At 58.1% G+C, this 24,859-nt stretch carries 19 protein-coding genes and 1 pseudogene; 14 read left to right on the top strand and 6 right to left on the bottom strand.

What is annotated here, in order from left to right:
* The first annotated feature begins 12 nt into the window (after positions 1-12).
* Genes AC0V6U_RS09785 through AC0V6U_RS09765 form a run of 5 tightly spaced genes read left to right on the top strand, consistent with a single transcriptional unit; the run spans position 13 to position 4,595 of the window.
* Positions 13-1,068, top strand: a complete 1,056-nt coding sequence (locus AC0V6U_RS09785) for an SMP-30/gluconolactonase/LRE family protein (RefSeq protein ID WP_472642983.1) — start codon at positions 13-15, stop codon at positions 1,066-1,068.
* 1 nt (position 1,069) lies between these two features.
* Positions 1,070-1,255, top strand: a complete 186-nt coding sequence (locus AC0V6U_RS09780) for a hypothetical protein (protein WP_472642982.1) — start codon at positions 1,070-1,072, stop codon at positions 1,253-1,255.
* Positions 1,248-2,462, top strand: coding sequence for an MFS transporter (locus tag AC0V6U_RS09775; RefSeq protein ID WP_472642981.1), 1,215 nt, complete (start codon positions 1,248-1,250; stop codon positions 2,460-2,462). Before AC0V6U_RS09780 ends, AC0V6U_RS09775 begins: the two co-directional genes overlap by 8 nt.
* Before the next feature lie 11 nt (positions 2,463-2,473).
* Positions 2,474-3,526 (top strand): LacI family DNA-binding transcriptional regulator, encoded by a 1,053-nt coding sequence (locus AC0V6U_RS09770; protein WP_472642980.1) that lies wholly within the window; start codon positions 2,474-2,476, stop codon positions 3,524-3,526.
* A 28-nt stretch (positions 3,527-3,554) separates the two neighbouring features.
* On the top strand, positions 3,555-4,595 hold the full coding sequence (locus tag AC0V6U_RS09765) for a glycoside hydrolase family 5 protein (RefSeq protein WP_472642979.1): 1,041 nt from the start codon (positions 3,555-3,557) through the stop codon (positions 4,593-4,595).
* Positions 4,596-4,719: 124 nt separating this feature from the next.
* Here the strand turns inward: AC0V6U_RS09765 and AC0V6U_RS09760 are convergent, their stop codons facing one another.
* Genes AC0V6U_RS09760 through AC0V6U_RS09735 form a run of 6 tightly spaced genes read right to left on the bottom strand, consistent with a single transcriptional unit; the run spans position 4,720 to position 11,483 of the window.
* On the bottom strand, positions 4,720-5,496 hold the full coding sequence (locus tag AC0V6U_RS09760; RefSeq protein WP_472642978.1) for a sugar phosphate isomerase/epimerase family protein: 777 nt from the start codon (positions 5,494-5,496) through the stop codon (positions 4,720-4,722).
* Complete coding sequence (locus tag AC0V6U_RS09755) at positions 5,496-7,205, bottom strand: GMC oxidoreductase (RefSeq protein ID WP_472642977.1); 1,710 nt, start codon at positions 7,203-7,205, stop codon at positions 5,496-5,498. The genes AC0V6U_RS09760 and AC0V6U_RS09755 overlap by 1 nt, the downstream gene beginning before the upstream one ends.
* 27 nt (positions 7,206-7,232) lie before the next feature.
* Positions 7,233-7,796: a gluconate 2-dehydrogenase subunit 3 family protein gene (locus AC0V6U_RS09750; protein WP_472642976.1), complete on the bottom strand. Its 564-nt coding sequence runs from the start codon at positions 7,794-7,796 to the stop codon at positions 7,233-7,235.
* A complete protein-coding gene (locus AC0V6U_RS09745; protein ID WP_472642975.1) occupies positions 7,793-9,205 on the bottom strand; it encodes an MFS transporter in 1,413 nt (470 codons plus the stop codon). Before AC0V6U_RS09745 ends, AC0V6U_RS09750 begins: the two co-directional genes overlap by 4 nt.
* A gap of 23 nt (positions 9,206-9,228) precedes the next feature.
* Complete coding sequence (locus tag AC0V6U_RS09740; protein ID WP_472642974.1) at positions 9,229-10,287, bottom strand: sugar phosphate isomerase/epimerase family protein; 1,059 nt, start codon at positions 10,285-10,287, stop codon at positions 9,229-9,231.
* Complete coding sequence (locus AC0V6U_RS09735; protein ID WP_472642973.1) at positions 10,284-11,483, bottom strand: Gfo/Idh/MocA family protein; 1,200 nt, start codon at positions 11,481-11,483, stop codon at positions 10,284-10,286. Before AC0V6U_RS09735 ends, AC0V6U_RS09740 begins: the two co-directional genes overlap by 4 nt.
* Positions 11,484-11,732: 249 nt before the next feature.
* Here AC0V6U_RS09735 and AC0V6U_RS09730 point away from each other — a divergent pair, with 249 nt between their 5' ends.
* The 9 genes and pseudogenes from AC0V6U_RS09730 to AC0V6U_RS09690 all read left to right on the top strand — a co-directional run bounded on the left by AC0V6U_RS09730 (position 11,733) and on the right by AC0V6U_RS09690 (position 24,797).
* On the top strand, positions 11,733-13,190 hold the full coding sequence (locus tag AC0V6U_RS09730) for a tryptophan halogenase family protein (RefSeq protein ID WP_472642972.1): 1,458 nt from the start codon (positions 11,733-11,735) through the stop codon (positions 13,188-13,190).
* The gene (locus tag AC0V6U_RS09725; protein ID WP_472642971.1) at positions 13,187-14,233 is read left to right on the top strand and encodes a tryptophan 7-halogenase; all 1,047 of its coding nucleotides are present in this window, start codon (positions 13,187-13,189) and stop codon (positions 14,231-14,233) included. Before AC0V6U_RS09730 ends, AC0V6U_RS09725 begins: the two co-directional genes overlap by 4 nt.
* Complete coding sequence (locus AC0V6U_RS09720; protein WP_472642970.1) at positions 14,230-15,762, top strand: tryptophan halogenase family protein; 1,533 nt, start codon at positions 14,230-14,232, stop codon at positions 15,760-15,762. The genes AC0V6U_RS09725 and AC0V6U_RS09720 overlap by 4 nt, the downstream gene beginning before the upstream one ends.
* Positions 15,759-17,276, top strand: a complete 1,518-nt coding sequence (locus AC0V6U_RS09715) for a tryptophan halogenase family protein (RefSeq protein WP_472642969.1) — start codon at positions 15,759-15,761, stop codon at positions 17,274-17,276. Before AC0V6U_RS09720 ends, AC0V6U_RS09715 begins: the two co-directional genes overlap by 4 nt.
* A gap of 234 nt (positions 17,277-17,510) precedes the next feature.
* The gene (locus AC0V6U_RS09710; RefSeq protein WP_472642968.1) at positions 17,511-18,473 is read left to right on the top strand and encodes a TonB-dependent receptor plug domain-containing protein; all 963 of its coding nucleotides are present in this window, start codon (positions 17,511-17,513) and stop codon (positions 18,471-18,473) included.
* A 31-nt stretch (positions 18,474-18,504) separates the two neighbouring features.
* A pseudogene (locus tag AC0V6U_RS09705) lies at positions 18,505-20,580 on the top strand (TonB-dependent receptor); the annotation flags it as partial.
* 274 nt (positions 20,581-20,854) lie between these two features.
* On the top strand, positions 20,855-22,303 hold the full coding sequence (locus tag AC0V6U_RS09700; RefSeq protein WP_472642967.1) for a sodium:solute symporter family transporter: 1,449 nt from the start codon (positions 20,855-20,857) through the stop codon (positions 22,301-22,303).
* 133 nt (positions 22,304-22,436) lie between these two features.
* Positions 22,437-23,633, top strand: coding sequence for an acyl-CoA dehydrogenase family protein (locus AC0V6U_RS09695; RefSeq protein WP_472642966.1), 1,197 nt, complete (start codon positions 22,437-22,439; stop codon positions 23,631-23,633).
* 27 nt (positions 23,634-23,660) lie between these two features.
* The gene (locus AC0V6U_RS09690; protein WP_472642965.1) at positions 23,661-24,797 is read left to right on the top strand and encodes an acyl-CoA dehydrogenase family protein; all 1,137 of its coding nucleotides are present in this window, start codon (positions 23,661-23,663) and stop codon (positions 24,795-24,797) included.
* The last annotated feature ends 62 nt before the right edge of the window (positions 24,798-24,859 follow it).

The following is a 24,859-nucleotide window of genomic DNA, read 5'->3' as shown; positions in this document are numbered from 1 at the left end:
GATTGATTCACTATGGAGCTTACGCGTCGGACAACATTGCTGGGCCTCTCGGCTAGCGCGCTTGCGGCTTGCGCTGGTGATCGCGGTGGCGGATTAAATGCTGCTGGCGGGTCTCAGGCCGATGCTGTTGTCACCTTTGAGCGTTTCGAAACTGGCTTTGCCGATCTTGTCGACACGGGCGCGCAAGCGCGGCTGCTCTCCGTTGGCTATCAGTGGTCTGAAGGCCCGGCCTGGGACGCGGCGCGCCAAAGGCTCTATTTCACGGATGTCCCGCAAAACCGCGCCTTTTCGTGGAGCGAGGCGGACGGCATCTCTGTCTTTCTCGATCCCTCAGGCGTCGCGCCCGCGCAAGCAGGCGGCATGCGAGAGCCGGGTGCCAATGGCCTGCTGATGGGCAAAAGCGGCGAACTGCTGATTTGCAATCACGGCAAGCGCGGTGTCGAAGCGCGCGATATGGCCACTGGCCAGCGCCGAACTTTGGTGAGCGAATACAATGGCAAGCGCTTCAACAGCCCGAACGATCTGATCGAGGCGAGCGACGGAACCATCTTTTTCACCGATCCGCCCTACGGGCTGGAAGGGCTCAATGCCTCACCGATGAAAGAGCAGGACGCCAATGGCGTTTATCGCTTGGGCAGCGATGGCGCGCTTTCGCGACTTGTGGACGATATGACCTTTCCCAATGGCATTGTGTTGTCTCCGGACGAGAGCTCTTTGTATGTGAGCCAATCCGATCCAGAAGCTCCGCTGATCCGCCGGTTTGATACTCCCGCGCAGGGCGAGGGCCCGATCGGCGGGGGAGAGATATGGTTCGATGCAAAGCCGTTCATGCACGAGGCCGGGGGACTGCCCGATGGAATGGCGGTTGCCACCAGCGGTCACATCTTCCTTGGCGGGCCGGGCGGCGTGCTGGTGATCGATCCCCAGGCGCGCTGTCTGGGCCGGATTGGAACCGGGCGAGCGACGGCCAATTGCGCCTTTGGCGAGGATGGGCGCACCTTGTTCATCACAGCCGCCGATCGTTTGGTCGCGGTGCGCACCAAAGTCGCCGGAGTAGGGCGTTTTTGAATTGTCCTTCGCCGCGTCAAACACCGCTGCACCTGGGCCGCGCGAGCTGATGATCGGCGGTAAACCTGTGCGCCTTGCGGGCTATGGCATTGGCGATTTTGGGCTCAATATTTACTGGCACAGCCTCTCGCTGATCCTGGTCTTTTGGTACGCAGAGGTGGTTGGGCTAGATCCAAAACTTGCTTAGCTGGATCTATGCGCTTGGCCTGTTGTGGGATGCGATCTCTGATCCGCTAGTGGCCAGTTTTGCCGCAGCCAATCGCAGCAAACATGGCGTGTACCGCCCCTTCATTTTGTTCGGCAGCTTCGGGTTGGGTGCTTCTTTCTGCCTATTGTTTTGGGCCCCTCCGCTGGAGGGTTGGCTGCTGTTCGCGGCGCTCTTGGCCTCAGCGATCATTTTCCGAACCTGCTACACCATCGTGGCTGTGCCCTACTCGGCGCTGTCTGCTCGGCTAACCTTCAGCTCGGTTGAGAGGGCGGAGCTTTCTGGAGTGCGCATGTTCTTCGCCTTTTGCGGCATGCTGTGCGTCACCAGCTTCTTTTTCCCGCTCAGCCGTGCATTGGAAACGCAGGGCGAATTTGCCGGGCAGGGCTCTTTCTTCGCCGCTTTGCTCGGCGCTGTTGTCGCAACATTCGCGCTGATCGCGTGCTTCTTCCTCACCCGTGAAAAGCCACCTCTGGGCGGCGATGATTTGCCGACCGGGTGGAGCATGCGGTCCTTCCTCGATGCCTTCTCGCAAAATGATGCGCTGCGCATGCTCTTGCTGGTGTTGCTGCTGAATTCAGCCGCTGGCGCGAGCATCAGCATACCGATGGCATTCTATATTGAAGCGAATGCAGGCGCCTTTGCTAATAAGGAAGTGATCCTCTCATCCTATGCATTCGCCACGCTTGCCGGGACGCCAATCTGGACGTTGATCGCGCGCTCGCTGGGCAAGAAGAAATGCTGGTATGCTGGGACATTGGTGACTGCTTTTTCTGGCATTTGGCTGTTCGCATTTGGGCCGTATTTGGTTAGCGGCGTGCCGGTCCAGCTAATCCTGTACGGCTTTGCTGGCTCTTCCTTTGCGATCATCATTTGGGCACTCATTCCGGACACCGTCGAATATGGCCGCTACAATTATGGGCGGCGCGACGAAGGCGCTGTGTTTGGCTCGAGCCTGTTCGTGCAAAAGGCGTCTGGCGCGCTGACTGGATTGGGCGTTGGCTATCTGCTGTCAGGCATCGGCTATGAGCCAGAGCGCGAGGTTCAAACCGCTGAAACGGCGACATCACTCGGCCTGTATATTGCGATCGCGCCGGTCCTCTTTTTAGTAGCCGCTTCAATTACGCTTGTCCTTATGCCACTGAGCCGCGGACTGCATGCTCGTATCGTTGACGAGCTGTCGCAGTGACAGGGGGGCGAATGGCAAAAACAAGATCAGAAAACTCGGCCAAAATGAAGGACGTGGCCGAACTAGCGGGCGTTTCAATTAAGACGGTATCGCGTGTGCTCAACAACGAGCCACACGTGCAAGAAAAGCTGCGCCGCAAGGTGCGCGAGGCGGCCGAGGCGCTCGATTATGTCCCCAGCCAATCGGCGCGTTCGCTGCGCGGTAGCCGGTCGTATGACATCAATTTGGTCTGCCACAATGCGGGCAGCGTCTATGTGAATTCGATCCAGTTCGGCGCTGTGATTGCCTGCCAAGAGTTGGGCTATCAATTGTCGATTAGCCTCATTGAGAACCTCGACCAAATGGCAATGGCGGATATCCGCCACGCTTTCGAAACGATAACGCGCCGCCGCCGCCCCGATGGCGTGGTGTTGCTTGCGCCCTATGCCAATGATGAGAAAATCGCCTTCGTGCTCGATGAGATGGGTATCCCCGTCGTGCGCGTGGGACCGGTTGATCTGCAGAACCAGGGAATGCTGGTTGAGATCGACGACTACAAGGCGTCGATAGAAGTCGTCCGGCATTTGACAGACCTTGGCCACAAACGGATCGGCTTTATTCGCGGGAGCGAAAATCAGCGTTCCTCACACGTCCGGTTTTCTGGTTTTTCAGTGGCGATGGAGGCTGCGGGGCTGGAAATTGATCCGGATTTCGTCCGGCCCGGTGCGTTTGATTTTCAAGCGGGCTATGATGCGGGGCAGTTCTTTCTAGAGCACGCCAATCCGCCCACCGCCGTCTTCTCATCGAATGATGATATGGCCGCCGGTCTCGTCGCCGCTTTGAGCGAAGCGGGCCTCAAAGTGCCAGAAGATATGTCCGTCGTCGGGTTCGATGACGCCGATATCGCGACCCGAATGCGGCCTTTCCTCACCACAGTGCGGCAACCGCTAAGCGACCTCGGCAGCACCGCGGTAAGCGAGCTGGTGAAGGGGCTTAGCGACAGCAAGAAGGCAGGGCCGCACCGCATCGTGCTGGATCATGAATTTGTCCTGAGGGGGACAACCGCGCCGCCAAAGCGCGATTAAAAATCACGCAAAAGAGAGGGATCTGAACGTGACACATTGGAAATACTCGAAACTAGCGATTGCGACCGCCTTGGGTCTTTCCATGTCGCTCCCCGTGCACGCTCAAGACGCTCCTGAAGCAGCAGCAGAAGCAGCACCAAGCGGGCCAGTGGCGGCGGGTTTCGAGATGAAGCGCTGCGTTAATATGGGCAATGCTCTGGAGGCCCCGAACGGTGCGCCTTGGGGTAAGAACTATGCCAAGGCGGACTATCAGAAGATCGCAGCTGCTGGCTTTGACACGGTTCGCATCCCGGTGCGCTGGAGCGATTACACAGGTCCCGCGCCGGATTATCAAATCCATCCGGAATTTGCCGGTCTGGTCGACAACAATCTTAAATGGGCGCTCACCAGCGGCCTCAATGTGATCGTGAATGTCCATCACTTTGATGAGATGATGGAAAACCCAGCTGAGCAGATGGAGCGATTCCGCGCGATCTGGGATCAGGTATCGCTGCGCTATTCCAGACTGCCGGGCAATGTCTGGTTTGAAGTTCTAAACGAGCCGAACAAGAAGCTCGAAGGCAAGCTCATGCGCCAGGCGCAGGCGCTCTCGCTGGCGACCATTCGCCGCGACAATCCAGACCGCATTGTCATCTTTGGCGGAGAAGAGTGGTCCGGCATCCGCTCGCTTGCGACGAACCTAGCCACTGATGATCCCAATGTGGTCTACACCTTCCACTATTATGACCCGTTCAGCTTCACGCACCAGGAAGCGACTTGGCTGGGTGAGAACATGCCCAAGGGCAAGCGCGGCTGGGGCTCGGCGGAAGACAAGGCAGAGCTCGCCAATGCGATTGAGATCGCCAGTGCCTTTCGAGACGCGGTGAAGCGGCCCGTGTTCCTTGGCGAGTTCGGAGTGAACGACCCGGTCAATAACAAGCAGCGGGTGAAATGGGTCGGCGCCGTCAAAACAGCGATGGAAGGGGCAGACATTCCATGGTGCCTATGGGCTTACGGCAATACCTTCGCGCTCCATTCTGAAGAGAATGGCTGGGACGAGGATATGCTGGCCGTATTGACCGCGGACTAATCGAAAGCTGAGGGGGTGCGGGCGCGTGGTCGCCCGCATTTCTCGCTATTGATTGAGATATTCGAAGCTCGCCTTGGCAAAGCCTTCCGCATCTTCCGTGTCATCATTCTCGACGTAGAAGTGCTCAAGGCCAGCGGTTTCCGCCTGCTCCATGATGGCTGTAAAATTGATCAAGCCATCGCCGATATTGACCATACGGCCATAAGCGGACAGAATCCTTGATATGGCAGGCTGAGAAGCGGCCCGGCGCTTTTGCAAACAGCTCCAGCGGGTCAACATTGGCTTTGTGTGTCCAGAAGAAGTCGAGCTCCATCGTGACCTTGTCTGCCTCGGTGCGCTCGAGCAGCAGGTCGTAGGGCACCTCGCCGTCCACCGTTTCAAACTCGAACTCATGGTTGTGATAGCCAACCATCATGCCAGCCTCTTTCGCAGGTCCGGCACGCTCATTGAGCAGATCCGCAATCGCTCTGTAGCCGTCTAGAGTGCGCTCTTCCGGGGCGAGCCATGGAATGATCAGCTTGCTTTGTCCCATCAATGCTGCGCGCTCGACCACCGCATCGAAATTGTCCCGCATATCGGCGAGCTGCACATGGGTTGAATTGCTGACCAGTCCGAGGTCATCCATCCGAGCCTTAATCGCGGCTGCGTCATGTTCGAAGTAACCGGCGAACTCTAAGTCCTTATAGCCGATCTCAGCCAGAGTGGTGAGAACGCCGTCATAGTCCTGCTCAAACTGTTCACGGAACGTGTAAAGCTGAATGCCAAGTTTGCCCACATAGGGCTTTGTGTTGGCTGCATCTTGCCTCGGAACCGCGCCATTGCACGCCGCCAGCAATCCGATGCTGCCGATCAATCCGCCCTTTAAGACATCGCGGCGGCCAAGTGATTGAATTGCGTTCATCAGATCAAATCCTGTTTCATTTGCGTGGCGGCATAATCGGCTGCACGCGCGGTCAATGCCATGAATGTGAGTGATGGGTTCTGGCATGCGACCGAGGAGAAGGACGAGCCATCAGTGATGAACACATTGGGCACATCATGGCACTGGTTGCGCCCATTCACGACGGAGGTTGCCGCGTCATAGCCCATGCGGGCACCGCCCATTTCGTGGATGCAATGCCCCGGTACAGGCTCCTGCTCGAAGGTCTGGATGTCGGTGCAACCTGCCGCCTCCAGCATCGCCACCGCATCGCGCTTCATCGCGACGCGCATCTTGCGCTCGTTTTCAGACCAGGTCACATCCAAGTGGATTTGCGGGATGCCATTGGCATCGGTCTTGGTTGGATGCAGCACCGCCTTGTTCTCTTCGCGCGGCAGCATTTCACCAAAGGCCTGCAAGCGAATGCGCCAGCTGTCGTCTGGTTGTCTGAGCTGGTTCTTCAGATCCTCGCCAAAGCCCTGGCCGCCCAAGGCGCGGGTCCAAGAGGACCGCGAGCTTTGGCCCTGATAGCCATAGCCGCGCAAGAACTCGCCATCGGTTTCATTGCCGAGATTGGCAAAGCGCGGCACGTAAATGCCATTGGGCCTGCGCCCGGCAAAATAGCTGTCCTCAAAACCGGGATAGGACGCCTCTGCGCCGATGCGGGTGTGGTGATCCATCAGATATTTGCCCAGCGTCCCGCTGTTATTGGCAAATCCGTTTTGGAAGGTTTCTGAGGTGGAATTGAGCAGCACCTGGACTGTGCCCAGCGTCGATGCGCACATGAAGATCACCTTGGCCTGGTAATCCTGACGCTCTTTGGTGGTGCGATTGACGGTCCGTACGCCAGTCGCTTTGCCGCTCTTCTCGTCATAGAGAATGCGCTCAACGACGGTGTCGGGCAGTAGGGTCATATTCCCGGTGTTCTTCGCCGCTGGCAAAGTGGCCGAGACGCTGGAGAAATAGCCGCCAAACGAGCATCCACGCTCGCATTGGTTTCGGTATTGGCAAGAGCCGCGGCCCAGCGCCAATTGCTCTTCGGTTGGCTTGGTCAAATGCGCTGCGCGGCCAGGGATCATTTTGCGGCCCGGAAAGGCTGCCTCGATCTTCGCCTTTGCGTCTTTCTCCACGCAGGTCAGGTCCATGGCTGGCTGGAACACGCTATCGGGCAGCTGATCGAGGCCCTCTTCAGACCCGCTGATACCGACGAACTTCTCGACATAGTCGTACCACGGCGCAACATCGGCGTAGCGGATCGGCCAATCGGTGCCGTACCCATCTGCCTTGTTGGCGGCGAAATCCATCTCGCTCCAACGATAACTTTGGCGCGCCCACATCATTGACTTGCCGCCAACCTGATCGCCGCGCAACCAGGCAAAGGTCTTGCCATCCTCTACCGAGTAGGGATTTTCCTTGTCGTTGATGAAATAGTGCCGCGTGCTCTCGCGAAAGGCATAGCAGGTCTGCTGAACCGGATATTCCGCATCGGCCAGCTTCGGGTCAACGCGGTCGCGGTGTTTCATATCCCACGGGTTTTGGTTTTCCGTGACATAGCCTTTGCTATGCTCGTTCTGCTTGCCGCGCTCCAGCACCAGGGTCTTGAACCCTTTTTCGCTGAATTCCTTCGCGGCCCAGCCGCCGGACATTCCGGACCCAACAACAATTACATCGAAAGGGGTGTTCTCAGACATTCTCTTGATACTCGCTTTCGATTCCACTCAGACGCCGCGGTTCAACCAGGCCCGGCCGACTTCTTCCAAGGGCGCGCAGGCGTCATAACGGCCGGGGATTTCTTCAAATTTCAGTTCCTCGGTGGCTTGTTCCGAGGTGTAAAAGCCGAAGATCGTCATATCGCGCAGCTGCTGCCAGGTCGCTTTGCCGGTCATATCGCCGGGCCCTGTGTCGAGCTCAGTCAGGATCGCGCTCTGCTGCCCCGCCGATGCGCTGGTAAAACTGTCCGCGCCAGCCTGCTTTGCCATGTCGTCAAAGACAGACAGGCCATCGGCGAAATCATCTTGCTGCTCGGTGGTGAAGTGGTCGGTAAAGACCGCCTCGATATAGGCAGGCACTCCGGCAAGGCGCGCGCCGGGCGTATCGGTTTGCGGGATCACCAGATCGCTGACCGCATCGATCAGCTCCAGCCTTCCAGCAAGGCTGCCGCCTGCGCCGCTGGAACAGCCGGCGAGGCCGCCCATCGCGGGCAAGACAATCGCCGCGCCTGCGACAGTGATGGAGCCGCGCAGCATGGAGCGGCGGTTCATTGAAAGGGTATCTGTCGTCATGACTGAGTAGCCTCTGCTGTGTTTTCGAGCTGTTTCCGGGCGAGGTAGAGCAAGGCGAAGATCCCGATCAGCACCACTGGGAAATAGACCAGTTGAGAGAGCGCTCCTTGCCCCGCTGCCACTTCAACAGCCGTGCCATCGAGCCCGCTCGCCTCAGCACTGGCCCTTGCGCTGTCGATCCACCCTCCGATGATCGGGTTCCAAATCGTCAATGCAAACATGCCTGCGGCCCCGACGAGGCTCATGCCCAGAGCGCCAGAGCGCGGTACATATTGCGCTGTCACGCCGATCATCGTTGGCCAGAAATAGCACACGCCAACCGCAAAAATGATGGCCGATACATAGACCATTGCCCCGCTTGCCGACGACATCAGAAACAGCCCCAGCGTTGTCAGTATGGCGCTCATCAACAAGACGCCAAGAGGGTTGAGTGCGTGAATGAGCGGCCCGGCAAAATAGCGGCCGACCGCCATGATACCTGTCACCATGCCGAGCACGATCATGGCCTGGCCGGGAAGATTCCCGAGCTGCGCACCAAGGATGCGATCAACCCATTGCTGAGTTCCGAGCTCTGAAGTGGCTGTGATGCTCATGATCGACATAAGTACAATCAAGAGCAACGCATCGCGCGTGCGTCCTGCACGCCACAGCATCATCACAAAAGTCAGGCCGAGCACCAGAAGCAGCGGCAAGACAAACGTCCCTGGCAGACCCGCGATCAGGTTGTTTGGTGTGCCGATAAGGATCAGCAGGCCGAGGATCGCACTCATCAACAGCACGCCTTTTGCGTCCAGATCGATGGTCCTTTCGCTTTCGGGTACGTCCGGGAAGCGCGTGGTGAAAATCATGGCGCCATAGATCACTGTGGGAAATAGCATCACTGCGATTTGGGGCTGCCAGCCGATTCCCGCATTGGTCATGACGTAAGAGACAACCGCACCGATCACGATTCCCCCAGGGAACCAAACATGGAAGCGGTTCAGCCACTTTGTTTTTTCGTCTTTATACAGGTCTGCGACCAAGGGATTGCACGCAGCTTCCACTGACCCATTGGCGAAACCGATGAAGAATGTGGAGATCAGCAAGCCCAAGAACCCATCAGCAAAAATGGTGAGGACAAGGCCGAGTAGATGGCCGAAAAAGGCCAGGATCATGATCAGGCGCGGGCCAAGCTTGTTGTAGAGGAAACCGAACACCACCATCGCTAAGGGAAAGCCCAAAAAGGCCATGCTGTTCACCCAGCCAAGTTGAGTATCGCTCAGCGCGAATTCATCCGACAGCTGAGTCAAAATCCCTGCGCGTATCGCGAAGGTCATAGCGGTCACGATCAGCGAGATACAGCTTAGCCAGAACAGCCGGTTCCGATCTATTCCGGGCTCTGCTCGCGCGCCCATTGCTACGGCTTCCATGAATTTCCCTCTCCAAATCGCATCTAGCTATCGATGCCCAGCGCGCGTTTAGTCTTGGCCTCATCCACATCACCGCCCGCGAAATCGTCAAACGCGTATTCGGTTGGCCGGATGATATGATCAGTAATGAATGGCGCGCCTTCAGCGGCGCCTTGTTCGGGATGCTTGTAGCAGCATTCCCATTCCAGCACCGCCCAGCCATCAAAACCGTAATGGGTCAGCTTGCTGAAGATCTGGCGGAAATCGACCTGCCCATCGCCAAGTGAACGGAACCGGCCCGCCCGGTCTTGCCAGCCTTGATAGCCGCCATAGACTCCGGTGCGCCCGTTGGGCCGGAATTCAGCGTCCTTCACATGGAAGGCCTTGATCCGCTCATGATAGCGGTCGATAAAATCGAGATAGTCGAGCTGTTGCAGCACGAAATGGCTCGGGTCGAACAGGATGTTGGCGCGCGGATGATTGTCCACCGCCTCGAGGAATGCCTCAAAGGTTGCGCCATCGTGCAGGTCTTCACCCGGGTGGATTTCAAACGCGACATCGACGCCGTTGTCTTCGTAGACATCCAGAATAGGCTTCCAGCGTTTGGCGAGCTCGGCAAAGCCAGCCTCCACCAATCCAGCTGGGCGTTGAGGCCAGGGATAGACCAGGTGCCACATCAGCGCGCCAGAGAAACTCGCGCAGGCTTTCAGGCCCAACCTACGCGAGGCGACCGCGCATTTCTTCATCTGATCGACCGCCCATTCCTGCCGCTCAGCAGGCTTGCCGTGCAGCGCTTCTGGGGCAAAGGCATCGAACATTTCATCATAGGCTGGATGCACGGCGACCAGCTGCCCTTGCAGGTGGGTCGACAGTTCCGTGATGGTCAGGCCATGCTCGGCGCAGCGACCGGCGAGTTCGTCGCAGTAGTCCTGGCTCTCCGCTGCCAGATCAAGGTCCATGCAGCGCGGATCGTTGGAGGGAATTTGCACGCCCTTATAACCCAGGCCCGCGACCCATTCCGCAATCGTATCAAGCGAATTGAACGGCGCGGTGTCGCTCATGAACTGGGCGAGGAAAATGGCCGGGCCACGAAGTTCTTTCACGCGAGGAGACCTTTCAGATCAGGGCCCACCGAGGGCGCTTTGATATCGTGCCATGCGCCATTGGCGACATTGCTGGCGACGGCTGCCTCTAGGAAGGCCATGCCGCGCAAGGCCTCGGCAATGCCGGGGACGCCAAGCGATGACGGCGCCGTTCCAGCGCGCAAAGCCTGAGCAAAATGGCGGTAGAGATTGGCGAAGGCTTCAAGATATCCCTCGGGATGGCCGGAGGGCAGGCGGCATCGCTCAAGCGCTTCATCGCAAAGCGGCTTGTCTACGCCAGCGCGGTGGATCACGCTTTGCCCGCTCGCAAGCCTTTGGGTGAGAGTATTCGGCTCCATTTGCCGCCATTCCAGGCTGGCATGTTCTCCGTAAATGCGGATCGTCAGATCGTTCTCATCGCCGGCACAAATCTGGCTGGAGACAAGCTGTCCGGTGGCGCCGTTTTCCAGCGAGAAGCTGATCTCGCCATCATCGTCGAGCGCGCGCGTTGGATAGTGGCTGCGCAGCCGCGCGGACAGCCGGGCCATGCGCGAATTGGCGATAAACTCAGCCAGGCTATGGGCATGGCTGCCAATATCGCCCAGCGCGCCTGCAGGGCCAGACCGTTCCGGATCGACTCGCCATTCCGCTTGCTTGCTGCCGCTGCTTTCCGTCTCGCTGGCGAGCCAGCCTTGAGTGTAATTGACCAACACTTTGCGGATCGGGCCAAAGTCCGGTTGAGCCGCCAAATGCCGTGCCTGCCACACCATAGGATAGCCAAGATATGTGTGTGTCAGCCCGTAATGCGCGCCGGTCGCTTGCAGCGTCTCGGCCAACGCCTCGATCTCCGCCAGGCTCACGCCTGCTGGCTTATCCGACATGATGTGAAAGCCTGCGTCTGCCGCCTGCTTTGCCATGGGCGCATGGGTGTTGTTGGGGGTGACAATCGACAGGAATTCCATCGGATCACGCTCGCCAGTGCCGCCGCTCGCAACCTGCGCTTCGCAAGCGAGCATGGTGGCGACGTCTTGATAACAGCGCTTTTCAGCGAGCCCTAGCGCTTTGCCAGTTGCCAAACTGTTGGCGAAATCGCGGCTGAATGCTCCGCAGACCAGATCAATCTGGCCATCCAGCGCAGCCGCCATGCGGTGGACGCCGCCAATAAAGGCGCCTTGGCCGCCGTCGGCCATTCCCATCCGCACGCGCGAAGAACTCACTGAACCCCTCCCCAAGGTTGCTATTGTCTTACGTTGTCAATTAGTATTACTGTTTCGGCAGAGGCGTCAAGTGATTGTGCGTATTGGTGTCCTCAGCTGGGCAGCGTGAATGTTGCAATGCTTGCGATTGACAGCGGGCGAGCAAATGCGATCTTGGCGGTGGGATGGAGGAGCGGCCTGTGGGCGCGAATGAGGGCAAGCAAGCGATAAACCGCGTGGTTGTGGTCGGCGGGGGAACCATGCGGCTGGATGACTGCGGCTGGACTTGCCAGCATGCTAGGCCCAACCGGCCTTGAGATCACGCTGATCGAATCCGAGGCGATTGGTGTTGTCGGCGTGGGCGAGGCCACCCTGCCGCATATCAAGAATTTCAACGACACCATCGGTGTTAATGAAGCGGAGTTCATGGCCGCAACCTCGGCGACCTTTAAGCTCGGCATTGAGTTTGTGAACTGGGGCCGCAAGGGCGACAGTTACATCCACCCGTTCGGCGAATTTGGCCTGCCTAATGCGGGCGTCGCCTTCCACCAATATTGGCGCAAGTTTGCAGGCCAGCCGGGCGTTGGCGCGCTTGATGAATATTCGCTGCCCGTCATCGCCTCGCGCATGGGAAAGTTTCAGCCGCCGAGCGAAGACCCGCGCTCGGTCATGTCGACCTATCGCTACGCCTATCAATTCGATGCGCTGCAATATGCGCCGTTCATGCGCTCCCATGCCGAGGCGCGCGGGGTTACCCGGATGGAAGGCAAGGTAGTCGACGTCGCGCTGGAACCTGAAAGCGGGCGAGTGAGTGCTCTGACCATGGACGACGGCCGGATTGTCGAGGGCGATCTGTTTGTCGATTGCACCGGCTTTTTCGGTCTCCTGATCGAAAAAGCACTGAGCGCTGGTTATGATGATTGGAGCGAATGGCTACCCGCGGACCGCGCGGTGGCGGTGCCATGTGAAAGCGCTGGCCCGCTGCTGCCATACACGCGAGCAACGGCGCATGAGGCCGGGTGGAGCTGGCGCATTCCGCTGCAACATCGCACCGGAAATGGCCATGTCTATTCCAGCCAGTTCCTAAGCGATGATGCCGCATGTGACACCTTGCTTGGCGGGCTGGAGGGGGAACGATTGGCGGACCCACGGTTCCTGCGCTTTGTCACCGGCAAGCGGCGCAAATTGTGGAGCCGCAACGTCGTTGCGATTGGTCTGTCCGGCGGTTTCCTGGAGCCGCTGGAATCGACCAGCATCTATCTGATCCAGGAAGGCATCACTAAGCTGCTGGAGTTGTTTCCTGCCGATCAGGACTACGATATTGAAGTGGCAGAATACAATCGCTGGATGGACCTGCAATTTGAGCGGGTGCGCGATTTTCTGATCCTGCATTACCACGCGACAGAGCGCGACGATTCCGATTTCTGGAACCACATGCGCACGATGACAGTGCCGGATAGTTTGGCCGAGCGGCTGGAGCTGTTCACTGCGCATGGCCACGTCAGCGCCTATGATCACGGCCTGTTTCTGGTGCCAAGCTGGGTCGCGGTGCTGATCGGCCAGCGTGTGCTGCCCAGCAGTGTCGATGACCGTGTTTCGGGTCAGGCGGATGCGGAGGTTCTGCGCCATCTGGCTGGGCTTAAAGGCCATATGGAAAAGGCCGCCGGATCGATGGAAGATCACGCGGCCTATCTTGCGCGGAACAATATGATGCGGGCGGCGGCATGAGCAGCGAGCGCATCCTTGTTCGCGGATCGCCGGTGCAGGCAGGGGTTGTTGGCGCGTATCTCGCCAGCCGTTGGCTCGGCCCGGGGCGCGCTTTGGAGCTAGCAGTTGGCCTCGAGGAGAACACTACCGATCCCTTTGTGACGCGGCCTAGTGTCCACCGTTTTCACGGGGAGATGGGTCTTCCGATTGATCAGCTTTTCTCTCGGTGCGGGGGCTCTCCCGTTTTGGCAGCCGAGGCTCAGACTGCCGATGGTACATCAGTGCAGCTACCGTTTTCCGCCTTTGGCGTGCCGCGCGGCGGGGTGGAGTTTCACCAATATTGGCTACGCGCTAACCGCCTGTCTGAGCAAGCTGATCTCACCGAATTTTCTCTGTCCCTGGCGCTGCAAAATGCAGCACATAAGCCGCCGTTGGCGCAATTGGCGCAGCTGCCGGTGGAGTTCGGAATTGCCTTTGACCGCGCCGCTTATGGCAATGCGCTATTGTCTTTTGCGAAAGCGGGCGGAGCGAGCGTAGTTGAGAGCGGCAATGAGCAAACGCAGGACGCAGAATTGATGATCCAGTGTTCGCCGGATGCAGGCGATCCCAAGTGGGACGGGCAAGAGCTAACCATTGCGACTGAACGCGATATTCCCGGTCTCGAATGGCACCATTTGAGCAGCGCGGTGCGGCGCTTTGCAAATCTCGCAGCGCCCTTGTCCGACTGCGCGCCAGAGCAGGCCGAATGGACCCGGCTGGCGCTCGCTGAGCAAGAACGTGTGGCGGATATGCGCGAGCTGCTGAGCGTTGATGACCCGCTTAAGAGTTCGCGGCCTGCTTTGCAGCGCAAGGCAGAGGTCTTTGCCGCCTGCGGGCGGATCCCAACCGAGGATTATGAAGTGTTCACTCCGCCAGAATGGCTCGCGGCGCTGTGGGTGCGCGGTGTTCGTCCGCGCCGGTCTGACCGCATGGCAGAGCGCCTGCCGGATGCGCATCTATTGGATTGGCTGGATCAATTGCGCGGGCAAATCGCCAGCCTAACGCGGCAGGTGCAGGCAGCATGACAGAGCAGCAAATCAAACGCGTCGTAATCGCGGGCGGGGGCACCGCTGGCTGGATGACAGCGGCGGCGCTTGCAAAAATGGTGATGCCCGCCGGTGTCTCCGTCACTCTGGTCGAATCCGAAGCAATCGGGACAGTCGGCGTGGGCGAGGCGACCATCCCGCCGATCACAAAGTTCAACACTCAGCTGGGCATTGATGAGCACACCTTTGTGCGCGAGACGCAGGCGACCTTTAAGCTCGGCATTGAATTTGCCGATTGGGGCGGTTTGGGTGAAAGCTATTTCCACCCGTTCGGCCGATATGGCTTTGATCTGGAGGGGGTCGAATTTCACCAATATTGGTCGCGGCTCAAAAGCCTGGGCGATGCGCATGGTCTGGCGGATTATTCGCTCAACACCCTCGCTGCCTATACAGGTAAATTCCTGCGGCCAGAGCCTGACCACGGCGCCGTGATTGGCCAGCTCGGTTATGCCTATCACTTTGACGCCGGGCTTTATGCAGCATTCCTGCGGCGTTTCGCCGAAGACCTCGGAGTGACCCGGATCGAAGGGCGCATTGAAGAGGTCGAGCAAGACAGCGGCAGCGGCCTGATCACGGCGCTGTCACTTGACCATGATCGCCGCATCGAAGGCGATCTGTTTATCGATTGCACAGGTTTTCGCGGGCTCCTGATCGACGGAGCCATGGCTTCTGCGCATAAAGATTGGAGCCATTGGCTGCCCTGCAACCGCGCTGTCGCCGTGGCCTGTGAGAAGCAAGGCGAACCGCTGCCGTACACTCGCTCAACTGCGCGCGAGGCGGGATGGCAATGGCGCATCCCGCTGCAGCATCGCATCGGCAATGGTTACGTCTATTGCGACCAGCATTTGAGCGCCGAGCAGGCCGAGGAGACCTTGCTCGGCAGCCTTGATGGCGCGCCGGTTTCTTCGCCCAATCATCTGCGCTTTCGCACCGGGCACCGTGAAGAATTCTGGGCTGGAAATTGCGTGGCGATTGGGCTCTCTTCCGGCTTTTTGGAGCCGCTGGAATCGACCAGTATCCACCTTATCCATATGGGCATAGCCAAGCTAGTCTCGCTGTTCCCCCGCAGCGCCGATGCTCCTGTCGAAAGGGCGGAATACAACCGGCTGATGACCGATGATTTTACTCATGTGCGCGACTTTCTGATCCTGCATTACAAAGCGACCAAGCGCGACGACGCGCCGTTCTGGGATTATGTGCGGGAAATGGACATTCCAGACAGCCTAGCGGGCAAGTTGGAACTGCTAAAATCGCAAGGGCGCTTCTTCAAATATGATGCCGAATTGTTTGACGTGACCAGCTGGCTCGCGGTCGCTGAGGGGCAGGGGTGGGGGCCGCAAGGCTTCAACCCCATCGCCAGCGGATTGTCAGAGGCGAACCTCAAAGGGAGCCTCGCCAACATGCGCACCAGCTATGCCAAGGCGGCTCAGGCCATGCCCACCCACCAAGCCTATATCGACCGCTTTTGTAAGGCGGCGCCCATCTCATTTGCGACGGAACCTGCATGAACCCTCATTTGCTCGACCGTGTTGTTATTGTTGGCGGCGGGACCGCTGGCTGGATGACGGCTGCGGCGCTAGGCCACCTGCTCGAAGGCTCGCCGACCAAAGTAACGCTGATCGAATCTGAGGCCATCGGAACCGTAGGCGTGGGCGAGGCAACCATTCCGCCGATCATCGCCTTCAACACGATGCTGGGTATTGATGAGAACGAGTTCGTTCGCGAAACGAATGCGACGTTCAAGCTCGGCATCGAGTTCGTCGACTGGTTCAAAAAGGGTGAGAGCTACATCCACCCGTTTGGCGATTTTGGCCGCGATTTTGATGCGATCCCGTTCTACCAATATTGGCTGCACCGCAACCTTGCCGGGCACAAAGACGATCTGTTCTCCTACTCGCTGATGGTCGAGGCGTGTCGGCGCGAGAAGTTCATGCGGGCAACACCGGAGCGGCCGCAATCCGCCTTTGCCGGGATCAATTACGCATTTCAGTTTGATGCCTCGCTTTATGCTGCGTTTCTGCGGCGCTTTGCGGAAGGGAAAGGCGTTGAACGGATCGAAGGACGGATCAGCAATGTTGCGCAAGACGGCGAGAGCGGCCATGTGCGTTCGCTCGAACTGGAATCCGGCCAGTCCGTTAGCGGCGATTTCTTCGTGGATTGCTCTGGCTTTCGCGGGCTGCTTATCGAACAGACGCTTAAGACCGGCTATGAGGATTGGCGCAAATGGCTGCCTTGTGACCGGGCGGTGGCGATCCCTTGCACCCGCGATGAATTCCCAATCCCCTACACCAGGGCCACGGCGCGCGAGGCCGGGTGGCAATGGCGCATCCCGCTTCAACATCGCACCGGCAATGGCTATGTCTATTGCAGCGAGTATCTCGCCGATGACACTGCCGAGCTGGCGCTGCTGAGCAATCTCGATGGCGAACCACTGGCGGAGCCCAATCGGCTGCGCTTTGTCACGGGGCATCGCAAGCAATTCTGGAACGGCAATGTTCTCGCGCTCGGACTGGCGGCTGGGTTTATGGAGCCGCTGGAATCCACCAGCATACATTTGGTCCAGACCAGCATCGCCCGGCTGCTGACGCATTTCCCGGATAAGCGCTTTAGCCAGCCGGATATCGACGCCTTTAATGCGCGCACTTTGAGGGAATATATCCGGGTGCGCGATTTTCTGGTGCTGCATTACACTGCGACCCAGCGCGATGACACGCCATTCTGGCGGCATTGCCAGACGATCGAACAACCCGAAGAGCTGCGCCGCCGCATCGCGCAATTCGAACAGGGCGGGCGGATTTTTGAAGAGCCGAACGACATTTTCGGCACCGCCAGCTGGCTCGCTGTGATGTACGGCCAAGGGGTCGAGCCGCAGGCCAGCAATCCGTTAATTGCCAAGCTGCCGATGGAGCGGATCGATTCGATCCTGCAGAAGGTCCGGACAACAATTGATAACGCGGCCAACGATATGCCGACGCACCGTGCATTTATCGAAGAAAATTGCGCTTCAAATACAATGCTTTAAATTTCTGAGTGACGCGGAGGCCACGCCTTCCACAAGAATTGACAATCTCAGTTGACAAGGTTGTCAATTTGGGATTGAATTAAGGAATAAGTTAGGGTGACCTCCGTATAGTGGAGGCTCTTAGGGGAGGAAAATCAGTGAAACAGTTTAGCGCTCGCGCCGCAGGTGGCGCCGTGTCCAAAACACTCATGGCGGGTGTTTCGTCCTTGGGGCTGCTGGCGGCTGCGCTCAGCAATGGCTCAGGATGAAGCTGCGCAAGAGGAGGCTCCGCAAGAAGGAGCTGAAGCGGCCAGCGAAGACGATGGTCTTATCATCGTAACCGGCATCCGCGCCTCGCTTGAAAGCGCGCAAGGGATCAAGCGCAACGCGGATACCTTTGTTGATGTGATTACCTCTTCCGATATTGGTGCACTGCCGGATCGCTCTGTTTCAGAAGCGCTCCAGCGTGTTCCAGGTGTCAGCGTCCTTCGTTTTGCTGGTCCTAACGATCCTGATCACTTTGCGGTTGAAGGCAGCGGCGTTGTTATCCGCGGTCTCCCGTTTGTGCGTTCGGAACTCAACGGCCGTGATGCGCTTGGTGCGAGCTCCAGCGGTGTGCTTGGCTTTGAAGACGTGTCGCCAGAGCTGCTGGGCAGCGTTGTTGTCTTCAAGAACTCATCTGCTGACCTGATTGAAGGCGGCGCAGCCGGTACCATCGATCTGCGCACGCGCCTACCATTCGACAAGGGTGGTCAAGTGATTGCGCTGAGCGTTGAAGGTCAGCTGACCGACCTCGCTGATGAGGTGACGCCCGGTGCTTCGTTCCTTTATTCCAACACTTGGGATGTAGGTGGCGGCACCTTTGGTCTGCTTGGTAACATCTCCTACAATCGCCTGAAGACACGCGGCGATGGCACGGGGCTTGCTGACTTCCGTGACAACGATCCGGGTGGCAACCTCGGTGACCCATCGGACGATTCCAATTTCATCACCGATGCTGCTGGAAATCCGCTTTACATTCCAGCTGGCGGCAGTGTTCGCACACAGCAATTTGATCGCGAGCGCCTGTCGATTGCGGCAGCCGCTCAATATGAAAGCGAAGACGGTCGCTGGCTTGCAACGGCCCAGTTCTTCCGTTCCGACTCCGAGCTAGTTTGGGGTGAGAATGTGATTGAGACGGCCGCGGATGGTGCGGCACGTAGCCTAGCCAGGTCTTGATCGTTCGGATTTCACATTTGATGATGATGGCGTCTTCACCAGCGGCACGATCACCGACAACTCACAATGGCGTGGTCCAAATGGTGCGGCGTCAATCCTCTCGCCAACTGGCGGTCAACAACTCAACCTGTTCCGCGAGCGGTCCGAGGAAGACACAACGACCGATTATGGTTTCAATCTGAAATTTTCAGCGACCGACAGTTTGCGTTTCAATTTTGATGCGCAATACATCGATTCAACATCTGACGTCTTCGATGTGACGGTCCACAATAGCTTTTTCTCACCGGTCAGCATTGATCGTGATCGAGGTGGAGTTGCGTTCGTGGGCTTCGAGCCATCTCAGAACTTCATTCGTTCAGCGATGGATCACACGACGCAGAACGACGCGGAAGCATTGGCGTTTCGCGGCGACGTTGAATATGACTTCTCTGGTGATGGTTGGCTGAAATCGGTGCGTGCTGGTGCACGCTATTCCGATGAGGAAGTCGTCATCCGCGAATCCGATTTCAACTGGGGTAACATCTCAGAAGTGTGGACCGGTCAGTCCCCTCAAGGTCTGCCTGACACCCCGCTGATTCTGCCAAATGGCAACCAAAACCCTGCTCTTGAAGCAATCGTTGCTCCGCTTTTTGGAACCTTTGCGTTCCCTAATTATCAGCGCGGAATTGGTGTTGGATTTACTGGCACGGTGCCAAGTTATGTCGGCCCTGCTGCGGCTGACTTCCAGGGCTTCCAAGACACCTTCAATTCGATAATTGATACCGCATACGGTGTTGGTTCTAATAGCCCATCAGGTTGGCGTCCGCTTTCCTCGCGCGGTGGCGTGATAGCTGGAACACCGTTCCTTCCGAGCGAGATTGGCTCGGTTACGCGTGAGAACATTGCCGCCTACGTCCGTCTTGATTTTGGGTCTGACAACTTCCTTGGTGGTGAGCTGACGGGCAATGTGGGTCTGCGCTATGCTCGCACCGATCGCTCGGTTGACACAAGCACGACCGTGGACAGCTTCAATGATCTGTTTCCGAACATTATCCCGGGCGATCCCACCACCGACCAATGTGATCCAGCCTTCCCGGGCGCATCGGATCCGACATTCTCCATTCCTGCGGCCTGTGCCAATCGTGATCAGCTGATTGCCCAATTTGGCGATGGCCAGATTATTCAAGAACGGGTTGATGTCAGCTACGATGAGTTTCTGCCAAGCTTGAACCTCAAGCTAGAGTTTGATGGCGGACACCTGTTCCGATTTGCTGCTTCGCGAACGATGACGCGGCCTGGGGTCACTCAGCTCAACGAACGAGTGAGGGTGCAAGTTCTCCCGGATACCTCTGCGGGCGCGGGACAGCCCAATACCTTCGGTGGTTTTAGCTCAAATGCGACAGGTAACGCGTCATTGACGCCGCAATTGTCGACAAACCTTGACCTATCATGGGAATGGTATTTTGGACGCAGCAGTTCGCTGACGCTCACAGGTTTCTACAAAGAAATCGATGATTTCATCGCCTTCTCTCCAGTGGAAATTCCGGCTCAGATCGATGGTTTGACGTTGCTTCGTAACACCGAGGTAAACGTTGAAGAGAACGCATCAGTTAAGGGTGTGGAAATTGCCTATCAGCAATTCTTCGATTTCCTGCCAGGCGCACTCAGCGGTCTCGGTTTGCAAGCAACCTACACTTACATCGATGCTGAGGGCGTCGCCAACGAGCTTGATCCAAACCTAAACAGTGATGATCCGCCAACAGCGCGATTTGCTATTGACGCTGATGTCTTCCCGCGGATTTCGGAGCACAACTTCAATATCATCGGTCTTTACGAAAAGGGCGGTGTGCAGGCGCGTGTTGCGTACAACTGGCGCAGTGACTTCCAACTGACGCCGCGCGATGTGATCTTCCCGTTTGCATCGATCTATCAGCAGTCAACAGGACAGCTTGATGCGTCGATCTTCTACGACATCAACGAGAACCTGAAGATTGGTGTTCAAGGCGTGAACTTGCTTGATGACATCACTGTCACCGAGCAAACGATCAACGACGCCGGACTGCGCGCACCGCGCAACTTCTTCCGCAATGACACGCGCTACAGCTTCATATTGCGGCTTAATTACTGAACGGAGGCGCAAGCTTCTTAGTAGGATCTCCCGAGACCCCCGGATGGCCATGCTGTCCGGGGGTCTTTGGGTTTAGGTGATGGATATGGTCCCAGAAACACGGCATGGACGCCTTGGGATCAATGGGGAGACATTTTTGTGACGCTTGAGACGATCGATATTGTGATCATTGTTGGGTATGCGGTGGCGTTGCTGGGGATCGCTTTGGCGGTGAGCCGCGAGCCTAAGGGGCGCGATAAGAACACTGAGGATTACTTTTTGGCTAAGCCGCGCTTTGCCGTGGTGGGCGATTGGTGCCTCGCTGATTGCATCGAACATTTCAGCCGAACAGATCATCGGGCAGTCGGGCCAGGGCTTTGCCGTGGGCATGGCGATCGCGGCCTATGAATGGCAGGCGGCTTTGGTCCTGATCATCGTTGCGAAATACTTCCTACCGATCTTTTTGAAGCGGCGCATTTATACGATGCCGCAATTCCTGGAGCAGCGCTATGGCAGCGGCGTGAAGACGCTGATGAGCGTGTTCTGGGTCGCGTTGTATACGGCGGTCAACCTCACCACCGTGCTGTGGCTGGGCGGCCTTGCGGTGGAGAGCCTGACCGGCTGGGGCGTGCTCACGTCGATGGCGGCGCTGGCGGCGTTTGCCGCGCTCTACTCGCTCTATGGCGGGCTGAAGGCGGTTGCGCTGACGGATATCATCCAGGTTGTGATCCTGATCCTGGGCGGCTTTGCGATCACCTGGTTTGCGCTTGATGCGCTACCAGCGGACGGCGCGCTGGGCGGGCTGAGCTATCTCGCGGGCGAGATGCCGGGCCACTTTGAGATGATCCTCGATAATGATCATCCGGCCTATAATGATCTTCCCGGCATCTGGACGCTGCTCGGCGGACTGTGGGTGCTGCACTTCAGCTATTGGGGCTTTAACCAGTACATCATCCAGCGCGCGCTTGGCGCAGAGAGCCTGGGCGAGGCGCAAAAGGGCTTAGCCTTTGCTGCGTTCCTGAAACTGGTTGTGCCGTTTATCGTGGTGATCCCGGGCATTGCGGCGGTCATTCTGGCTCAGCAAGGCGCGCTTGATGGCGCGGCTCTGGCTGAGCGTTCAGACCGCACTTACGGCGAGCTGATGGGCTTTGCGCCCGCTGGCCTGCGCGGTCTGGTGTTTGCAGCCTTGATCGCAGCGGTGGTGAGCTCGCTCGCCTCGATGATGAACTCGATCTCGACCATCTTCACCATGGACCTCTATCGCAGCGTGAAGCCCGATGAGACCGAGCAGCATTATGTGACCGTTGGCCGCGTGGCAGCCTTCACCGCAATGGCGCTGGCGCTGGTTCTGGCCCGGCCGTTCCTCGGCGGCTTTGAAAGCGCGTTCCAGACGGTTCAGGAATACACCGGCTATATCGCGCCGGGCGTGGTGATCGTGTTCTTGCTGGGCTTCTTTGACAAGCGGGCCAATGCGGCCGGTGCCTTTACCGCGCTGATCGGGTCGGTTGCGCTCAACTTCATCGTCAATGCGGTTCTGCCTGACCTACCGTTTGTGGTGCGGATCTGGATCGTGTTCCTGGTTGGCTTGGTTGCAGCAGCCATCGTCTCGCGCATGACGGCGGCGCCTGATGAAGAGCAGACGGTGAAGCTGGGCGACATCGCCTTTGCCACTAGCGCGCTGTTCAACACACTCGCAACCATCACCATCGCGATCCTGGTCGGTCTCTACGCATACCTCTGGTAGAGGGGGCTTACATTCGGAGCTTGCGCTCTTCCGGGCAAAAATAAATCGCTCGGTTGCCGCAACGTCACCCCTTTTCAGTCCCTCGCAGTGATGCCACTGTCACTTGTGTGGGACCGATCAGGAGTGAGAGAGCATGAATCTGGAGTTTAGCCCCGAAGAGCTGGCATTTCGCGAAGAAGTGCGCGCCTTCATCGAAGAGAATTATCCCAAGCACGTCTCGCCGGACGGCCTGCGTGATGACCTTGATCCAGAGGACATGGTTGCTTGGCACAAAATCCTCGGTGAAAAGGGCTGGTCTGTTCCGGCTTGGCCGGTCGAATATGGCGGCACCGGTTGGACCCCGACGCAGTGTTACATCTGGTCGGAAGAGAACGCGCGGGTGAATGCGATCATGCCGCTGCCATTTGGCGTGTCGATGGTTGGCCCCGTGATCTATTCCTTCGGCAATGACGAACAAAAGGCTCAGCACCTGCCGGGCATTCGCAGCGGCGATGTGTGGTGGTGCCAAGGCTATTCAGAGCCGGGCGCAGGTTCGGACCTTGCCTCGCTCAAAACCACCGCTGTGCGCGATGGCGATCATTATGTGATCAACGGTCAGAAAACCTGGACGACCCTGGCTCAGCACGCAGATTGGGGCTTCTTCCTGTGCCGCACCGATCCCGATGCCGCCAAACCGCAGCAAGGCATCAGCTTTATTCTGGTCGATATGAAATCGCCTGGTATCGAAGTTCGCCCGATCAAGCTGATCGACGGCGGATATGAGGTCAATGAAACCTGGCTCACAGACGTCCGTGTGCCGGTCGAGAACCTCGTTGGGCAAGAGAACATGGGCTGGACCTATGCCAAATTCCTGCTCGCGCATGAGCGAAGCGGAATTGCCGGTGTGGCCCGCTCCAAACGCGGTGTTGAGCAGCTGCGGGATATTGCCAAGTCAGAGCAGATGGACGGCGCTCCGCTGATGAGTGATTTCGATTTCGCGCGCAAAGTCAGCCAGCTGGAGATTGACCTTTCTGCGCTGGAGATCACCGAGCTGCGCACGCTGGCTGGTGAACAGGCGGGCAAGGGCCCAGGGCCGGAAAGCTCGATCCTCAAGATCAAGGGCACCGAGATCCAGCAGCGCCTGACCGAACTCACCCTCGAGGCGGTTGGCCATTACGGCACACCGTTTTATCCGAGCGTGTCCGATGCCGGATCGAACGAATATCCGGTTGGCCCCGCCTATGCGGAGCATTCCGCTGCGAGCTATTTCAATATGCGCAAAACCTCGATCTACGGGGGATCGAACGAGATCCAGCGCAACATTATCACCAAGATGATCCTGGGCCTTTAGGGGCTCAGGACACGCGGGAGACATTACGTGGATTTCAACTTCACTGAAGAACAAGACATGGTGCGTGACAGCCTGACCCGGCTGGTACGTGAAAATTATGCGTGGGAAGCGCGCATGGAGGCGATCAATAGCGAAAGCGGTTGGCAGCCAGCGATCTGGGCGCAGCTGGCTGAGCTGGGCCTGCTTGGTATGCCATTTTCTGAGGCCGATGGCGGCTTTGGCGGCGGCGCGGTCGATGCCATGATCGTTATGGAGGAATTCGGCAAAGGCCTGGTGGTGGAGCCGTTTGTGCCAACCGTGGTGTGCGCGGGCGGCTTCCTGAAGCACGCGGGCACCGATGCGCAAAAGGAAGAGCATATTGGCGGGATCGTCGATGGCAGCCGCATCTTCGCCTTTGCCTATGCAGAACCGCGCGGCCGCTATGACTATGCGAACCTAGAGACGACGGCGAAGAAGGATGGCTCTGGCTATGTCCTCAACGGCCACAAAGCGGTTGTGATCGGCGCGCCTTGGGCGACGCATCTGGTCGTCACTGCGCGCACTTCAGGCGAGCGGACCGACCGTGAGGGCGTGTCCGTCTTTGTAATCGACAAGAACGCCGCGGGCGTGGTCACGCGTGACTATGCCACGGTTGATGGCCGCCGCGCATCGGAGGTGTTCTTTGAGAACGCCAGCATTCCAGCCGAGGCTTTGATCGGCGAAGAAGGCAATGGCTTGCCGCTGATCGAACTCGTTACCGACGAAGCGATTGCTGCGCAGTCCGCCGAAATATGCGGCGCGATGAAAGTCGCGCACACCATGACCGTCGATTACTCACGCGAACGCAAGCAATTCGGCGTGCCAATCGGATCATTCCAAGTGCTGCAGCACCGCATGGTCGATATGTACACAGAGTATGAGCAAGCCGTCTCTATGACGTACCTTGCGACCCTCAACCTCGATGCCGATGAGCGGGAGCGCAAGCTCGCCGTATCAGCGGCCAAGGTGCGGATCGGCCAAGCGGCCCATCACATCGGCCAAGAAGCGATCCAGATCCACGGCGGCAATGGTATGACCGATGAATATGCGATCGGGCATTATTTCAAGCGTCTGACGATGTACGACAATGAGTTTGGCAATGTCGATCATCATATGAAGCGGCATATCGCGCTGGCGAACGCCTAAAGCGCGCTGCCACAGCCGACAAAGAAAAAGGGGCTCTACGCAGCAGCGCAGAGCCCCTTTTC

The sequence above is a fragment of the Erythrobacter sp. W36 genome (genome assembly GCF_057364935.1).
Note: the sequence above shows the minus strand (reverse complement) of the source record. Positions and strands in the feature narration are given on the sequence as shown.

Bases quoted from the DNA above. Each gene is read 5' to 3' on its own strand.
- AC0V6U_RS09760 (WP_472642978.1), bottom strand. From the start codon at position 5,496: ATGAACGCAATTCAATCACTTGGCCGCCGCGATGTCTTAAAGGGCGGA.
- AC0V6U_RS09755 (WP_472642977.1), bottom strand. From the start codon at position 7,205: ATGTCTGAGAACACCCCTTTCGATGTAATTGTTGTTGGGTCCGGAATG.
- AC0V6U_RS09720 (WP_472642970.1), top strand. From the start codon at position 14,230: ATGACAGAGCAGCAAATCAAACGCGTCGTAATCGCGGGCGGGGGCACC.
- AC0V6U_RS09715 (WP_472642969.1), top strand. From the start codon at position 15,759: ATGAACCCTCATTTGCTCGACCGTGTTGTTATTGTTGGCGGCGGGACC.
- AC0V6U_RS09710 (WP_472642968.1), top strand. From the start codon at position 17,511: ATGGCTCAGGATGAAGCTGCGCAAGAGGAGGCTCCGCAAGAAGGAGCT.
- AC0V6U_RS09785 (WP_472642983.1), top strand. From the start codon at position 13: ATGGAGCTTACGCGTCGGACAACATTGCTGGGCCTCTCGGCTAGCGCG.
- AC0V6U_RS09695 (WP_472642966.1), top strand. From the start codon at position 22,437: ATGAATCTGGAGTTTAGCCCCGAAGAGCTGGCATTTCGCGAAGAAGTG.
- AC0V6U_RS09750 (WP_472642976.1), bottom strand. From the start codon at position 7,796: ATGACGACAGATACCCTTTCAATGAACCGCCGCTCCATGCTGCGCGGC.
- AC0V6U_RS09725 (WP_472642971.1), top strand. From the start codon at position 13,187: ATGAGCAGCGAGCGCATCCTTGTTCGCGGATCGCCGGTGCAGGCAGGG.
- AC0V6U_RS09770 (WP_472642980.1), top strand. From the start codon at position 2,474: ATGGCAAAAACAAGATCAGAAAACTCGGCCAAAATGAAGGACGTGGCC.
- AC0V6U_RS09745 (WP_472642975.1), bottom strand. From the start codon at position 9,205: ATGGAAGCCGTAGCAATGGGCGCGCGAGCAGAGCCCGGAATAGATCGG.
- AC0V6U_RS09730 (WP_472642972.1), top strand. From the start codon at position 11,733: ATGACTGCGGCTGGACTTGCCAGCATGCTAGGCCCAACCGGCCTTGAG.